This window comes from Enterococcus sp. AZ191, from assembly GCF_051713845.1.
Lineage (GTDB): Bacteria > Bacillota > Bacilli > Lactobacillales > Enterococcaceae > Enterococcus_B > Enterococcus_B durans.
In genome coordinates this window covers 71,773-85,758 of record NZ_JBIOQS010000001.1, presented here as the reverse complement: position 1 = coordinate 85,758, position 13,986 = coordinate 71,773, and the positions used below count along the sequence as shown (strand labels likewise).

Here is a 13,986-nt window from a genome sequence, read left to right as displayed (position 1 = left end):
AACGTTTCCTTTGGTCCATATACGTCTAACATTTTATTTAAATAGGTAACAGTATAGAGCAGATTTTGATTGGATAGAAAATCTGTGTTTGTTTTTATTGGTATTTTTTTTTATGAGCTTTTCTGCTTCGACTGCTCGATTCAGTGATTTCGGTAAGTGGATGTTAGCGGTAAGAAATTTGATGCTTCCTTTGCTGTAGTTGCAAGAAGCAAGAAAGTTTAACGTCTCTTTAGGTCCGTGTACATCCAGCATTTTATCCAAGTATTTAATGGTGGTCAGTAAATTTTGATTACCTATGAGATCTGTGGCCATTCCCCTGTCCTTGTTTTTAATGATATTTTCTGCTGCGATTACAGGATCTATTGATGGTGGCAACCCAAGGTTCGCTATCAGGAATTGTATGGTCTTAGCGCTATAATTACGTAGAGATAAAAGAGCCAATGTTTCATTTGGACCGTGGATGTTAAACATAGCATTTCAAGTATTGATCGTATTTAGGAGTTTCTGATTGGATTTGAAGTCGTTGAATACATGGGTCTTATCAAGCTTAAATAATTCTTTGACTATTTTTGTACGGTCTAGTGAATTTGGCAAATCAAGGTTATTGATAATAAATGCAAGGCTCTCAAGACTATAGTTGAATTTAGCTAAAAATGTTAAGGTATCATTTGATCCGTAGGTTTTACACATGGAACTCCAGGCTTTAACGCTATGTTCTAGAATAATCTTTTTTTGTCTACTTGTTTATTAGACATAATGGATTCTCCTTTTCATCGTTTTTTTTTCTGTTTTATTGTAGGGGATTATTTTGGGTAGAAGGAATTGCTTTTTTCTAAGGTAAGAATTTTTCGGATACCGCTAAGAAATTACTTGATGAAATACTCACTTTATACAGAAGGTAGAGAAAGTCTATTCTATTTTTATCAAAAATTTTTAGAAAAGAGGTACAATGGAGATGGAAAAGAGAGGTGGGAATTTATGGTACTTAATTTTGTCATCTTATTTTTGATGATTGCAATTACTTCATTTTTTGTAGCAAGTGAATTTGCATTAGTAAAGATACGGCGTTCACGTTTAGAGCAACTAGAAAAGGAAAACGTAAGAAATGCGAAACTAGCACTTCATGTCACACATCACTTAGATAACTATTTATCTGCAAGTCAATTAGGGATCACGTTAACAGGATTGATTATTGGGTGGGTTGGAGAAGGCTCTGTAGCTGCTTTGTTAGAACCATGGCTTGGCAAGTTGCCTTTTAGTTCCACATTAAGTGGTACGATCTCTGTTGCTTTAGGGTTTATTATCGTTACCTATATCGATGTTGTGATCGGTGAACTTTTGCCAAAAAGTTATAGTATCGTCAATACAGAACAGGTCGTTTTATTTGTGGTAAGACCACTACATTACTTTTATAAACTAATGTTTCCTTTTATTTGGGTACTCAACCACTCAGCGGCAGGTCTTGGGAAATTATTAGGGGTGAAATTGGTATCTGAAGGGGAAGAAACCTTGTCACAAGAAGAACTAACTTTAGTTGCATTGAATTCTTATGAAAAAGGTGAATTAACGAAGGAAGAATACCATTACTTAGAAAATGTCTTTGAATTTGACGACACGCTTGCAAGAGATATCCAAGTGGATCGAACATCGATGCAAGTGTTTGAAGCAAGTGATACAGTGAAACAAGCGATCCAAGAGTCAATCAAACGAGGACATACGAGATACCCTGTCATTTTAGAATCAAAGGATAATATTATCGGGTATGTGACGTTGCCAGATTTAATCAAACAATCGTATAAAGATGATCAGTTGCCAGTAGAACAGTTGATTGAAGAACCAATTGTGACGACTGAAACGATCCCGATCAAAAAATTATTGACGATCATGCGTAAAAAAGGCAAACATATTGCGATTTTAAAAGATGAATATGGTGGAACAAGCGGGTTAGTGACGATCGAAGATATTTTAGAAGAAATCGTCGGAGAAATTCGTGACGAAACGGATTTGGATGAAGCTCTTGTGGCAAAACAAGCAGATGGCAGTTACATCGTTTCAGGAAAACTGACATTAGATGATTTCGAACGTTACTTTGATGTTTCGATCCCAGCATTTGTTGACTCGCCCTTTATCACATTAGCGGGTTTCATGTCTCACTACGAAAAAAATATCGAAGCAGGTAAGGTGATCTTACTTGAAAGTTTTCAATTCACTGTTTTAGAATACAACCATGCACATATCGACTATTTCAAAGTCATAAAAAAACCAGTTAAAGAAGATAAAAAAGAGCAATAGAACAAGAAATAGAGGGTAGAATCAGCCATTGCTGATTCTACCCTCTATTTCTTAAGCTTATTTTTCGGAGTCAGACGCTTCTGTGCCGAACTCTTTTCAATCTTGGATTAGTGGACACTTTCATAACGGACTTGCGCATTATCCAATGAGAAATGTTGTTCGTTGTCCAATTGTTTTAGTTGTTTCATTGAACGAAGGTAAGAGTACAGTAGGACAGCAACAGAACCAGCCCATGCAAGTGGAGAAGCAGCTGCGGCACCGGCGTATCCCAACATACCTGTCAAAATAATTGCTGCAAATGAACGCATCAGCAATTCCATCATCCCTGCGATGGTCGGTATTTTGCTTTGTCCAAGTCCTTGTAAAGTGTAGCGCAAGATGAACAAGATCGCTAAGATCCAATACAAAGAACCGTTGATGTTGAAATAAGTCTGTGCTAATTCAAATACTCTGGTTTCAGAGGATGAAACAAATAGTTTCATCAATGAATGACCAAAGAAAATCACTGTTGCTCCAGCAACAAGACTAAAGCCAATACTCATCATTAGTGTTTGTTTGACACCTTTTAGGATACGACCATATTCTTTTGCTCCGTAGTTTTGAGCACTGAAAGTCGCCATAGCGATCCCAAATGACATCATTGGTTGATTGGCAAATTGATCGATTCGGCTAGCTGCGGCTTGAGCAGCAACGACGTCTGTACCTAGACTATTTAAAGCTGCTTGAAGAACGATCGCTCCGATGGCAATAATCGATGATTGAAAAGCCATTGGCAAAGCAGCATTTAGATGGACACGGATTTCTTCTTTATCAAATGAAAAATCTTTTTTACGTAGTTGCAGCAATGGAATCTTCTTTTTGATATACACGAGACACAATACACTTGAGCTAACTTGGGCAATCACTGTAGCAATGGCTGCTCCTTCTACCCCCATGCCAAAGAAGATGATGAAAATCAAATCAAGCACGACATTGATGATAACTGCGATAATCAAAAAGAACAAAGGCGTTCTGCTGTCACCGAGCGCACGAATAACGTTTGAAAGCAGATTAAAACTCATAGATGCAAAAATCCCTAGTAAAATGATCGAGATAAATGTTTGTGCTTGATCAATGATTTCAGGTGGAGTTTGCATCAATTGAAGCATCGGATGAATGAATACTAGGCTAAGGGCAGTTAAAACAATAGTGACAATCAAACTTATTACAACACTTGCAGCAAAGCTTTTCTTAAGGCCGCGGTAATCTTTTGCACCATATCGTTGGGCGGTGATGATCGCTAGTCCAGCTGTTAACCCTTGGGCAAACCCAATAATCAAAAAGGTCAAACTTCCAGTAGCGCCAACAGCGGCCAACGCGTTTTTTCCTAATGTCTGTCCAACGATGATCATATCGACCATATTGTAGAACTGTTGAAAGACATTACCAATGAGCAAAGGAACAGTGAACATTAAAATTAGTTTAGCCGGACTTCCTTTTGTTAAATCGCGCATCTTTTAAACTCCTTATTGTCTTTAAAATTTAGTTAGTAGTATATAGTGTTTATCCTAAGAATACCAATTAGAAATTAATGAAAAAACGGAGTGCTTTCTCTATTTTCTTGGAATTTTCATAATTCATTTTCAATAAACCACACCATGAAACAAGCCAAGAAGTGAACCACTGAATGAATTCAACGAATAAATTCAAAAGATCAACTGCTTGGCCTGAATGTATGGATCAAAAAGCGACATTGTTATGTGTCAACTTCAATACTGTTTAATCTCACTTGGTAAAAGAATCGTTTCTCTTGTGCCATCATCATAAGCATAGACTTGGCTTGGAAATTGTGAAGAATATCGAAATGGTAAATCAATGTCCATTTCTACCTCACTGCCTGCTTGTGAAAAATGGATGGTTACTTTTCCATTTTTCTCTATTAAATCAAAGGCTAAAATATTATCTAATGAGATGACTCCCTTAAGGTCTAGGTCAATAATAAACCAGATACTATCAATCAATTCATCTGGCAAACTCGATACAACACCTACAGAGGCATACCGGTTGCGACTGCTGTCAAAACTTTCAAACATCTGTTTAACCTCCTTTGTTTTATCGAATAGACATGTACACTTTTTCGTTTAGGATAAACGAATGATACTTACTGTAACGATGGTTCATTCTAATAAAGATTTTTAAAAAATGCAACAATAATCGCATACTTTTTTTCAAAATATAAGTTTTTTTAAAGAGAGAAAAAAATATGCCAAAAGCGCAGTTTCCAACGCTTTTGGCATTAACAATTTTTCTGTTATTCTTCAGGTGAACCAATTACTTCTGGTTCGCTTGCTACATCAGTTGTTTCAGTTTCTTCTGCTGGAGCTACGACAGCAGCGATTTGTTCTTCACTATCCGTTACAACTTTATATTCGTTGTTTTCTGGTAGATCTGCCACAGTGATCGAATCACCTAAGTCTAAGTTTGTTACATCTACTTCGATACGTTCTGGCAAGTTATCTGGTGTAGCAGATACAAGAACTGTGTATAGGTTTTGTGCTAATACACCGCCAGATTTAGCACCTGCAGCTTCACCAATTAGAACAATTTCTGTTTCAACTTCTGTTTCTTCCGACATGTTAACAGATAAAAATTCGACATGTTCAAAATGGTTGGTAAAGGTATTTGTTTGGACTTTATGAACCAATGTGTTGACTTTGTTTCCGTCGATGTCCATTGTCACTACGGCATTTGCGCCATTTTCACGTAATAATTTGCTAAATGTTTGACCATCAAACGAGATTGGTGTGCTTTCAACATTGTAGCCATAAACGATAGCTGGAACTTTACCTTCATGACGTAATTTGTTTCTTAACGAACGGGGACGTACTTCTCTTTTACTTACTTTTAATGATACTGACATAACCAAAATTCCTCCTTAAAATGTGACTGCCTGCTTTGGTAACGGGCAGATTTTATTTAAGTGAACTTTTCCGCGGCTATTCTCTTGCACATTATTGGGTAGGGGCGCTTAAAAAAGCGCAAAAGGGTAGATGCGCGCATCTACCTTAGAAAGTCAGGATTCAACTTTTCTCCACCAGGTCATTACGCTGTGTATGAGAAATCCAATTCACTTTACTACTTAACCGTAGCGCTAATTTTTGATTAAGTCAAGGAATAACGCTGGTTTTATTATTTGCATGAAGAAATATTCAGGTTATAATGCTTGGTAGGATAAGAAAGGAAACACCTATGCGTTTAGATAAATTGATTGAAGATCAGCTACAAACAACACGGAAAGAAATGAAACGATTATTTGCTTCTAAGCAAGTTCGAATAGATGGACAAATCGAGTTTAGTCAAAACCGTAATGTCGATAGTTTGCTCCACGAGATCGAAGTTTCTGGTAAGCGATTAACTACAAATGAAGCCTACTTTCTCTTGAATAAGCCGAATGGGGCGGTTACTGCTGTAAAAGATGAAGAAAAGATGACTGTAGTGGATTTGATTGCGTCAGCAGACCGGGCCCAGGCTTTGTATCCCGTAGGACGCTTGGATCGTGATACGACGGGGCTGCTCTTACTGACATCGAATGGGCAGCTAGGCTATGAGATGCTACTTCCTAATAAGAAGGTATTAAAAACTTACCAAGTAGCAGTCAATGCAGAATTGACGCCTGAGGATAGTCGGGCTTTTAAAGAAGGAATCGTATTCGATAGCGGGTATCGCTGTTTGCCTGCAGAACTGACGATCACAGAAGCAACCAAAAAAAACAGTACAGCGACTGTCACGATTCAAGAAGGAAAGTTCCACCAAGTTAAGAAGATGTTTCTAGCTCGCGGGAAAAAAGTAGTAGAACTAAGAAGAATGAAGATGGGTCCGCTAGAATTAGATGAAAAATTACCAGTGGGCGCCTATCGGTCGTTGACGCTCACTGAATTAAAGCAACTAAAAATGTATTTTAAATAGGAGAAGATAAAATGAACTATCAAACAATATTATTTGATGTAGATGATACATTGCTTGACTTTCAATTAACCGAAGCAAAGGCTTTGAACGAATTGTTTGCAGAACAAGGAATCGAACTGACTCCTGAAGTGAGAACAAGTTACAAAGCATTGAATCATCATTTGTGGCGTGAATTTGAAAAAGGAAATAAGACAAGAGAAGAAGTTACAGGCAATCGTTTTGGACTATTATTCCAACAATTTGGGAAGACCGTTGATAGCGCAGCAATGGAAAAGCGCTACCGTCACTATTTGAATCAAGGACATGATTTGATCGAGGGTAGTCATGAACTGCTTCAAGCACTAGAAAATCAAGCAGACCTCTATATCGTGACCAATGGTGTATCGAAGACACAATACCAACGTTTGACTGATGCGAAGATGCTAGGATATTTCAAACAGATCTTTGTTTCTGAAGATGTCGGCGCACAAAAACCGATGAAGGCTTTCTTTGACCATGTATTCTCTCATATCCCAAATTTCGAAAAAGAAAAAACAGTGATTATCGGTGACTCGCTCACTTCTGATATTAAAGGTGGAAATGCTGCTGGGATCGATACGATTTGGTTCAACAAAAATAAATTGCCTGAGATTCCTGAAATCAAACCTACTTATCGAGTAGATTCACTAGCTGAGCTTTATCCTCTTTTGGAAATAGACGTACATTAATTTTCAGAAAAATATAGCATTTTCGTGTTTTTTCGCTATAATAGATTAGAATGAAAAAACGGATATGAAAGAGGTTTTAGTCAATGACAAAAAGCAAGCCAATTATCATTGGTGTGACGGGTGGATCAGGAAGCGGAAAAACAAGTGTTAGTCGCGCAATCTTCAATAATTTTCCAGACCATTCCATCATGATGCTTGAACAAGATTCTTATTATAAAGATCAAAGCAATTTAAGCTTTGAAGAACGATTGAATACGAATTACGATCATCCCTTTGCCTTTGATAATGATCTGCTGATTCAGCATGTAGAAGAACTACTGAACTATAAAGCCATTGAAAAACCAGTCTATGATTATGTTGCACACACAAGAAGCCAAGCAACGATCATTCAAGAACCGAAAGAAGTAATTATTTTAGAAGGCATCTTAATTCTAGAAGACGAACGCTTGCGCGAGTTGATGGACATTAAAGTCTATGTTGATACAGACGATGATATTCGCATTATCCGCCGAATCAAACGAGATATGGAAGAACGTGGCAGAACATTGGATTCGGTCATCGAACAATATTTGACAGTGGTCAAACCGATGTATCATCAATTTATCGAACCGACCAAACGTTACGCAGATATCATCGTGCCTGAAGGCGGCGAAAATCACGTTGCTATCGATTTGATTACGACTAAAGTTGCTAGTTTTTTAGATCATAAATAAGTTGTAGCGAGGACAAGAACAGTTGTATGTACTGGAGCGGTGAATCTGTCAGAAATAGTTCTGATGGGTTGCTGATTGGATTTAGGATAGAGTGATAGATGACTCTCTTAAATTCTTTACCAGTCAACTGTTTTTTTATTTAGAAAAAAGTAGGATTATACTTAAGATGGTGGAGAGACTATTTATGGTAAAGAAATCAAGTATACACAAGTACATACAGGTTATCCCGATTATCGGCTTCGTGTTTTTTCTAGTATTGGTTCTGTACGGATACCGACATGGTATTTTTCAGTCAACGGATTCTTTACAGAAATTTTTTCAACAATTTGGCCAATTCGCGGTAATCATGTTTATCTTCTTCCAAGTTATCCAAGTCATTATCCCCATTTTGCCAGGCGGTATTTCTTCTGTAGCAGGAATGTTGATGTTTGGCAACGGATTTGGTCTGCTTTATAGCTGTATCGGTTTAGTGATCGGGGAGGCAATTGGTTTTTTGCTTGTTCGCTATTATGGCGTAAGTTTTGTTCAACTTATCCTTTCACCAAAAAAATACCAGAAATTTGATCAATTATTGACACGAAGAACAAAAGATATCAAAAAAGTATTAATTGTCACGCTGTTATTACCTTTTGCACCTGACGATCTTATCTGTCTTGTCGCAGGCTTGACAAAATTGACTTTCAGAGAATACATGCAGATCGTTATTCTTTTGAAGCCATGGTCTGTTGGGATCTATAGTATGATCATGCTGTTTTTATTTCACAAAGCGCAAGGCAGCTTATAAGAAGGGAAGAAAATGATGTTAGAAAAAGTCAAAGTTACGCAAAATGAACTGGAAGAACTAGTCGCAGTTATCCAAGAAGTCTGGCCGGAAGCATTCATTCCAATCATTGGACAAGAACAGGTGGACTACATGTTAGCGACCTATCAATCAAAAGCACAGATCGAAAAGGAATTAGCTACTACTGTCAATTATTACTTGTTGAAAGATGAAGGCGAAACAGTTGGCTATACAGCATATGAAGTGATTGATGGGAAAATCTACTTGAGCAAATTGTACCTGCTAAGCAAAGTACGAGGAAAAGGACTGACATCTGCAATTTTTTGTTGGTATGAAGAATTAGCAACCGAACAAGGGATGAATGAAATCTTTTTACGTGTAAATCAAGAAAATACCCAAGCTATTGCAGTTTATCAACACCAAGGATTTGAAATCGAAGAAGAATTGATTTCCGATATTGGCCGAGGATTTCAAATGGTGGATTACAAAATGAAAAAAACACTCGCATAAATGGTGGGGGTGTGTTAAAGTAGCTTCATGCGACGGGTCGAGAAGGCCTCTGGTTTACAGATGCGCCTGATTGATTTTGGAGGCACACGATAAGTTAATTATCACTTGCCGGAATGCAAGGGTGTCGGACAAGACTTTTGTGGAGAAGGGCTTGTCTGCTTAAAAACAGCTGTTTTTAAGCACCAGTAAGTAAAAGCCGATCAACTCAACAAAGATAAGTGCGAATTTTGAGACGTTACTGTTTCATTCATACTTATCTGAGTGATCGGCTTTTATTTTTATGTATCAAAAAGAATATACGAACGTGAGGTTGGGACAGAAGTGTTTAACTCCGAGAAATAAGAAGAAATTCACGAAAATTGCTTTTCAAATTTTTGTGAATTTCGGCTTATTTCCGAAGGAGTTGCTTCTGTTCCCACCGTTTATTCGTTTTTAAAGAATGAGACAAAAGTGTTTCCTAATTTTGTCCCACGCTCAACCTCTCAGTTCTAAGCTTAGTATCAGGACATTCTATGGCTGAGAGCATAGTGATCGCCGTTTATTCGGAATTAAAGTCTGTAGCAAAATTAATATTTAGATTTGTCCTACATTCTTCTATTTAAAATGAAACATAATGAATATTTTTTAATTTATAATTATAGTTATTTCCTTTTTTATTTTTTAACAACGATTATGATCTTTTTTTCGACAGTTATGTTGCTTTATTTTTGGATATTGATTAGTTTTCAAAGTTTTTTATTGCAAAATAGAAAGCTTTTTTTTATTCTCTATTTTTTTAAATAAATAGAGGGAGTTTATTATTTATGAGATAATATAAGATAATCTAATATCAAATAACAGTAATTTTTATCAGCTTCATTGCCTTAGTGTAAAAGCTTTAATGTTGATCAGTAGAAGGAGGATAGAGAATGTTTTAGAAACTTGAAAAATTGAATGATTAAAGTTAAAGCTTGTCCCCTTAGATTCCATGAATTTTCTACCATGTTTGTGAAACTTGAGTAAAGGAGATGTTTATTGTGGACTGGATCTATTTAATTCTCGGTTTAGCAGTAATTGGCTGTTTTGTTTGGAGTTGGTCCAAAATGCCTAGAATTTTGGAGTACTGGAAGGAGCAAGGAAAAGATGAAAAAGATGACTAGACTTGTAGCAGTAAGTGCGCTTTTTACAAATTTGGCAATATCTGGAACACAAGTAACTCAAGCTTCCGAAGTAGTAATAGATACTACGAATGCCGTTTCTGAGGAACAACCTACAAGTTTTGATAAAGGACAAAGCATTGAGGAAGTTGTTAAAATAATTGACAACTACTATAATCCTGTTCCCGTTAATGGATTTTTACTCAGAGCGGCTGCTGGGACTAAATGGGCTGCTGGGACAGTAGAATATGTGGGGCAAGGGTCCCAATTAGTTACAAATTATTTTTGGGTTAAGGGAAGCTCCATGTCTTCGACGAATGTGGTTGGTAAGGCTCAACGAAATGCAGTAACTGCAAAATATGGCTCGGTTAATAACAATACCTCCTACAAAATGAAGACACAACAAAAGCTTAACTTAAGCCCTCAAACTCAAGGCTATGTAACTGTGTCAGCGCAAGCTTGGTGTTATGCAAGAGATTAACTCATAGGCTGAAGTAAAAAAGGAAGTTTCAACTAGAACTTCTTTTTTTTGGCTCTTCGTCAAATCGTGTTGTTTTGAATTAAATCGTAAAAGGGAGACGTTTCGGCGTTTCCTTTTTTTATAAAAAAAGGATTGGCGTTCCTACTTCTAAGAGTAACAACACCAAATATTATAGAACCCAATTTTTATGTATCCAAAAGAATATACTGGCATATTATGTATAGTCAGTTCTAAGCTTAGTATCAGGAAATTATGTGGCTGAGAGCATGGTGTCCAAAGCTTTTGCGATTTACTATGTAATAATCCAATCAATAATTTTTATAGAGACTATATTCTACCGTTTAAGTGATAGGTTTTTTCATAGTTCCATTTTTTCCCTACTTTTGTTTTTAGTCTATGATGAGCACGATATCCATCACGGTAAATTGTTTGTTTTCAGGGTCATAGACCGACCATAAAAATGCCCCATCGTCTTCTCTGCCATCATTATAGATATTTGTAAAGTCGTTGTTCCATTGGTAGATCACTAAATTCTTTTTATCAGGGAATAAGAGATCATTGACTTTCCAAAAGTCTTTGCGTGTTCGCTGTATACCAACGTAGCTAAGAAAAGCCGATTCATATTCTCCATCTTCCGCGAAAAAATTTTCCGATATGAGTGCCACAGCTTGCATCATTTGAGGATTCACGCGAATAGGGAATCCATTATAAGAATCAAAAGAGGGAACATCTATGTAGACAAGTTTTACGTCTGCGGTTAATTTATATAATTGAGGGAATTGTTTAACATCGGCTTCCCAACCTTTTCTATACCCTATTCGTTCCCGTATGATTCTTGCTCTATATTGTTGCACGGGTTCGCCATATATGGGAAAGCCTGTGGCTTCTTTTGTTATCATGTCAGCTTTAATCTGGGCATCAACCCTCATCTCTATGGCTTGCTTTATTTCAGGCGTCAAAGTGATCTCTACATCTGGTACTTGATCTAGCTTTTGTTTTAATCCTGGTACGAGCTGAGGTACTTGGATTGACCATTTCCGATTCATATACGTGAGGTAAGCCAAGACGGCTTCTTGATGGCTGGCGTACCCCTTGTAATTTTCTTCTGTAAAAAAAGCGCACTCTACAGGTTCGATTAAGCGATCATTGAAATTATAATAAAAGGATTCTTTTTCTAACAGTTCCATGTTTTCACGCTCCTTACGATTATTTACGTATCTATGCTGTTTTTTCATTTTATCATGAAGCATCGTTTAGTAGAGGCAGTCTTTAAATCTCCTTTTTTCCTAAAAAAGAAATTTTTGAAAGGTATTTTTTCTATTTATACATAGGACGATTTTCTAATGTGGTTGAAGGGAGAGGCTTAAAGGCATGGAAGACGAGTGTTCGAATGAGCCAGATTCGTTCAACTTTTTTCAGTATAAAAAAGTTTGTTTTCAAAACCTCGGCTGCGGTTTTGCTAGTAAAAGTGTTTGGTTATTTACTAAAATTGGTTTCTGCTACAATTAATGCTAGAATGATTTTAAATTATAAAATTGAATAAGTAGCTAAGGAGCTTTTTTATGTACGAAAAAATCAAACAATTCGGTCGTAATTTTACGCAAACTACGCCGTTTATTTTAAGTAATACGGTCATTTTGATTCCGTATCTTTTATTTTTAAGCTTAAGTGATGGTAATGGCTGGCTATCCATTTTACCATTTACGCTTTTTTATACGTTTCGCATGACGGGACTATTTTTAATCAGTAGTCTGCGGTTTGGATTAGATAGCTATACTTTACTGATGATCTCTTTACTGATGGGAGGAGCGGGCTCACTATTAGGCATTCTAGGTGTCATCTATTTTCCTTTGTTTTATTTATCAAGTATTTTATTGGGCTTGAGTGCTTCGTGGCTAGTTCCGGCAAATATTACTGTGAATGCGCATGAAAAACATCAGGGATTTACGAACATGACAGCCAATAAATACCCATTTGCAATCCTTTTATTGCTCTTATTGTTTCGTGCGATCGGTCTTCCTGGCGCCTCACAGATCGTCGTTACACTAGCTGTTTATACGTTGTTTTACATTATGGCTTATCACACAGTCAGTCACTATCCGCGCTATGAATTAGATTTCAAGGACATCAAATCCAATTTAGTAGCAACCAAAGAATTTGTCCTCTTTATTGGTTTCTTCATCCTTTTGTTTTTGCTGCGTAACGCGCGATTACTAGTTGATCCTGAACTGTTCGATATTGCGGTTTATGGTTTTTTATTGTTATTTGTTTTGGCAGCCTTTTATTTAGGCAGGGCGATGAAAAACTGGAAGCTGCCAACATGGATGAATCTCTATACCTTTTTAAATGGGATGCTAGGCAATTTCTTGTTTTTATTCAGTACGATCTACGTAGGAAGAGTCTATGGTTTTGATCGCTTGGCAATTGATATGTACTTGCCATATATTGCAGGAATGATTTTAGCAAAACTTATTGGCAATAGGTTGTTACGAGGTTTCTCAGCTACACCGCTTGTTGTCCAACTTGCTGGCCTCTTTCTTTCATTGCTTGTTCTTTTAGTGCCGTATGGATTTGTTCCAGGGCTGTTTTTACTCAGTTTTTGGCATGCGGTTGCTAGCAGTTGGCTGAACCACGAATATTATGAGATTGAAACAGAAATTCCAATGGACCGCAGAATCATCACAAAATTTACTACCCAAAACAAGGGAAGTGTGACGCATCAATTTTTGTTGATGGTTTGGATGTTGGTCATTGCTCGCTTGATGGGTGAGCCAGTAGCTTTGCTGTTGCGATTAACAGGAAAGTTAAGTGTGCCAAGTTCAAGTGTTCAATTGATGACTTATACTAAATGGGGAAACGTGGGCCTATTGTTGTTAGGCGTTATCACAGTCTATTTACTATGGAAGCGAGATGAAAAACATGCGCCTATTCATTGATGGAGATGGATCACCAGTCAAAGAGGATGTCATTGATTTAGCCAGCAAAAAAAAGCTTGAAGTAGTGATTGTGACAAGTGTCGATCACTATACTACAAAAGAATATCCCTCAAATGTGCAACTCGTGTATGTTGATCGTGGTACAGATAGTGCAGATTTTAAAATCGTAGGTTTGATTCATCGAGGAGATTTTTTAGTCACCCAAGATTATGGTCTGGCATCACTCGTTTTGCCAAAAGGTGTACGGGTCTTTCATCAATCTGGAAAAGAATTTGATGAAAGTAACATTGGTTCACTTTTAGAGCAACGGTATCACAGTGGGAAAATGAGAAAAGCTGGTCTGAGAACTAGAGGGCCCAAACCCTTTACGAAAGAAGACCATACAGCTTTTCGGCTTGCTTTTGAGCAAGCATTGGCGGAAAAATAGTTGAAATTAAACATGAGGTCGAGACAAAAGTCGTTTCGGTTTGAGAAATTGGAGAGAA

14 protein-coding genes are annotated in these 13,986 nt (G+C 37.1%); 9 read left to right on the top strand and 5 right to left on the bottom strand.

The window, feature by feature from the left end; all coding sequences use genetic code 11:
* Positions 1 to 477: 477 nt before the first annotated feature.
* Entirely contained in the window at positions 478 to 690 is a 213-nt protein-coding gene (locus IGI47_RS00455; protein ID WP_438783010.1) for a hypothetical protein, read from the bottom strand.
* A gap of 288 nt (positions 691 to 978) precedes the next feature.
* On the opposite strand from IGI47_RS00455, the gene IGI47_RS00450 reads away from it, so the two are divergent.
* The gene (locus tag IGI47_RS00450; protein ID WP_438783009.1) at positions 979 to 2,292 is read left to right on the top strand and encodes a hemolysin family protein; all 1,314 of its coding nucleotides are present in this window, start codon (positions 979 to 981) and stop codon (positions 2,290 to 2,292) included.
* A 107-nt stretch (positions 2,293 to 2,399) separates the two neighbouring features.
* On the opposite strand, the gene IGI47_RS00445 is transcribed toward IGI47_RS00450, so the two are convergent.
* From IGI47_RS00445 to IGI47_RS00435, 3 genes are all read right to left on the bottom strand, one after another.
* A complete protein-coding gene (locus IGI47_RS00445; protein WP_311930630.1) occupies positions 2,400 to 3,785 on the bottom strand; it encodes an MATE family efflux transporter in 1,386 nt (461 codons plus the stop codon).
* Between the two features lie 255 nt (positions 3,786 to 4,040).
* Positions 4,041 to 4,364, bottom strand: a complete 324-nt coding sequence (locus IGI47_RS00440) for a DUF960 domain-containing protein (RefSeq protein WP_311930629.1) — start codon at positions 4,362 to 4,364, stop codon at positions 4,041 to 4,043.
* 218 nt (positions 4,365 to 4,582) lie between these two features.
* The gene (locus IGI47_RS00435) at positions 4,583 to 5,191 is read right to left on the bottom strand and encodes a 50S ribosomal protein L25/general stress protein Ctc (RefSeq protein ID WP_311930628.1); all 609 of its coding nucleotides are present in this window, start codon (positions 5,189 to 5,191) and stop codon (positions 4,583 to 4,585) included.
* A 329-nt stretch (positions 5,192 to 5,520) separates the two neighbouring features.
* Here IGI47_RS00435 and IGI47_RS00430 point away from each other — a divergent pair, with 329 nt between their 5' ends.
* The 6 genes from IGI47_RS00430 (at position 5,521) to IGI47_RS00405 (ending at position 10,565) form a co-directional block, all read left to right on the top strand.
* Positions 5,521 to 6,237 carry a 16S rRNA pseudouridine(516) synthase gene (locus tag IGI47_RS00430; protein WP_311930627.1) on the top strand — a complete coding sequence of 239 codons (717 nt, stop codon included), beginning with the start codon at positions 5,521 to 5,523 and terminating at the stop codon, positions 6,235 to 6,237.
* Between the two features lie 11 nt (positions 6,238 to 6,248).
* On the top strand, positions 6,249 to 6,944 hold the full coding sequence (locus IGI47_RS00425) for a YjjG family noncanonical pyrimidine nucleotidase (protein ID WP_438783008.1): 696 nt from the start codon (positions 6,249 to 6,251) through the stop codon (positions 6,942 to 6,944).
* A gap of 83 nt (positions 6,945 to 7,027) precedes the next feature.
* On the top strand, positions 7,028 to 7,657 hold the full coding sequence (gene udk, locus IGI47_RS00420) for a uridine kinase (protein ID WP_005875342.1): 630 nt from the start codon (positions 7,028 to 7,030) through the stop codon (positions 7,655 to 7,657).
* Positions 7,658 to 7,841: 184 nt separating this feature from the next.
* Positions 7,842 to 8,441: a TVP38/TMEM64 family protein gene (locus tag IGI47_RS00415; RefSeq protein WP_311930626.1), complete on the top strand. Its 600-nt coding sequence runs from the start codon at positions 7,842 to 7,844 to the stop codon at positions 8,439 to 8,441.
* 15 nt (positions 8,442 to 8,456) lie between these two features.
* Complete coding sequence (locus IGI47_RS00410) at positions 8,457 to 8,948, top strand: GNAT family N-acetyltransferase (protein ID WP_311930715.1); 492 nt, start codon at positions 8,457 to 8,459, stop codon at positions 8,946 to 8,948.
* Between the two features lie 1,122 nt (positions 8,949 to 10,070).
* Positions 10,071 to 10,565, top strand: coding sequence for a hypothetical protein (locus IGI47_RS00405; RefSeq protein ID WP_438783006.1), 495 nt, complete (start codon positions 10,071 to 10,073; stop codon positions 10,563 to 10,565).
* A 389-nt stretch (positions 10,566 to 10,954) separates the two neighbouring features.
* On the opposite strand, the gene IGI47_RS00400 is transcribed toward IGI47_RS00405, so the two are convergent.
* Complete coding sequence (locus IGI47_RS00400) at positions 10,955 to 11,752, bottom strand: hypothetical protein (protein WP_438783005.1); 798 nt, start codon at positions 11,750 to 11,752, stop codon at positions 10,955 to 10,957.
* Positions 11,753 to 12,127: 375 nt separating this feature from the next.
* Here IGI47_RS00400 and IGI47_RS00395 point away from each other — a divergent pair, with 375 nt between their 5' ends.
* Both IGI47_RS00395 and IGI47_RS00390 read left to right on the top strand, forming a co-directional pair.
* Positions 12,128 to 13,501 carry a hypothetical protein gene (locus tag IGI47_RS00395; RefSeq protein WP_438783004.1) on the top strand — a complete coding sequence of 458 codons (1,374 nt, stop codon included), beginning with the start codon at positions 12,128 to 12,130 and terminating at the stop codon, positions 13,499 to 13,501.
* Positions 13,485 to 13,928 (top strand): YaiI/YqxD family protein, encoded by a 444-nt coding sequence (locus IGI47_RS00390; protein WP_311930482.1) that lies wholly within the window; start codon positions 13,485 to 13,487, stop codon positions 13,926 to 13,928. The genes IGI47_RS00395 and IGI47_RS00390 overlap by 17 nt, the downstream gene beginning before the upstream one ends.
* Positions 13,929 to 13,986 lie beyond the last annotated feature (58 nt).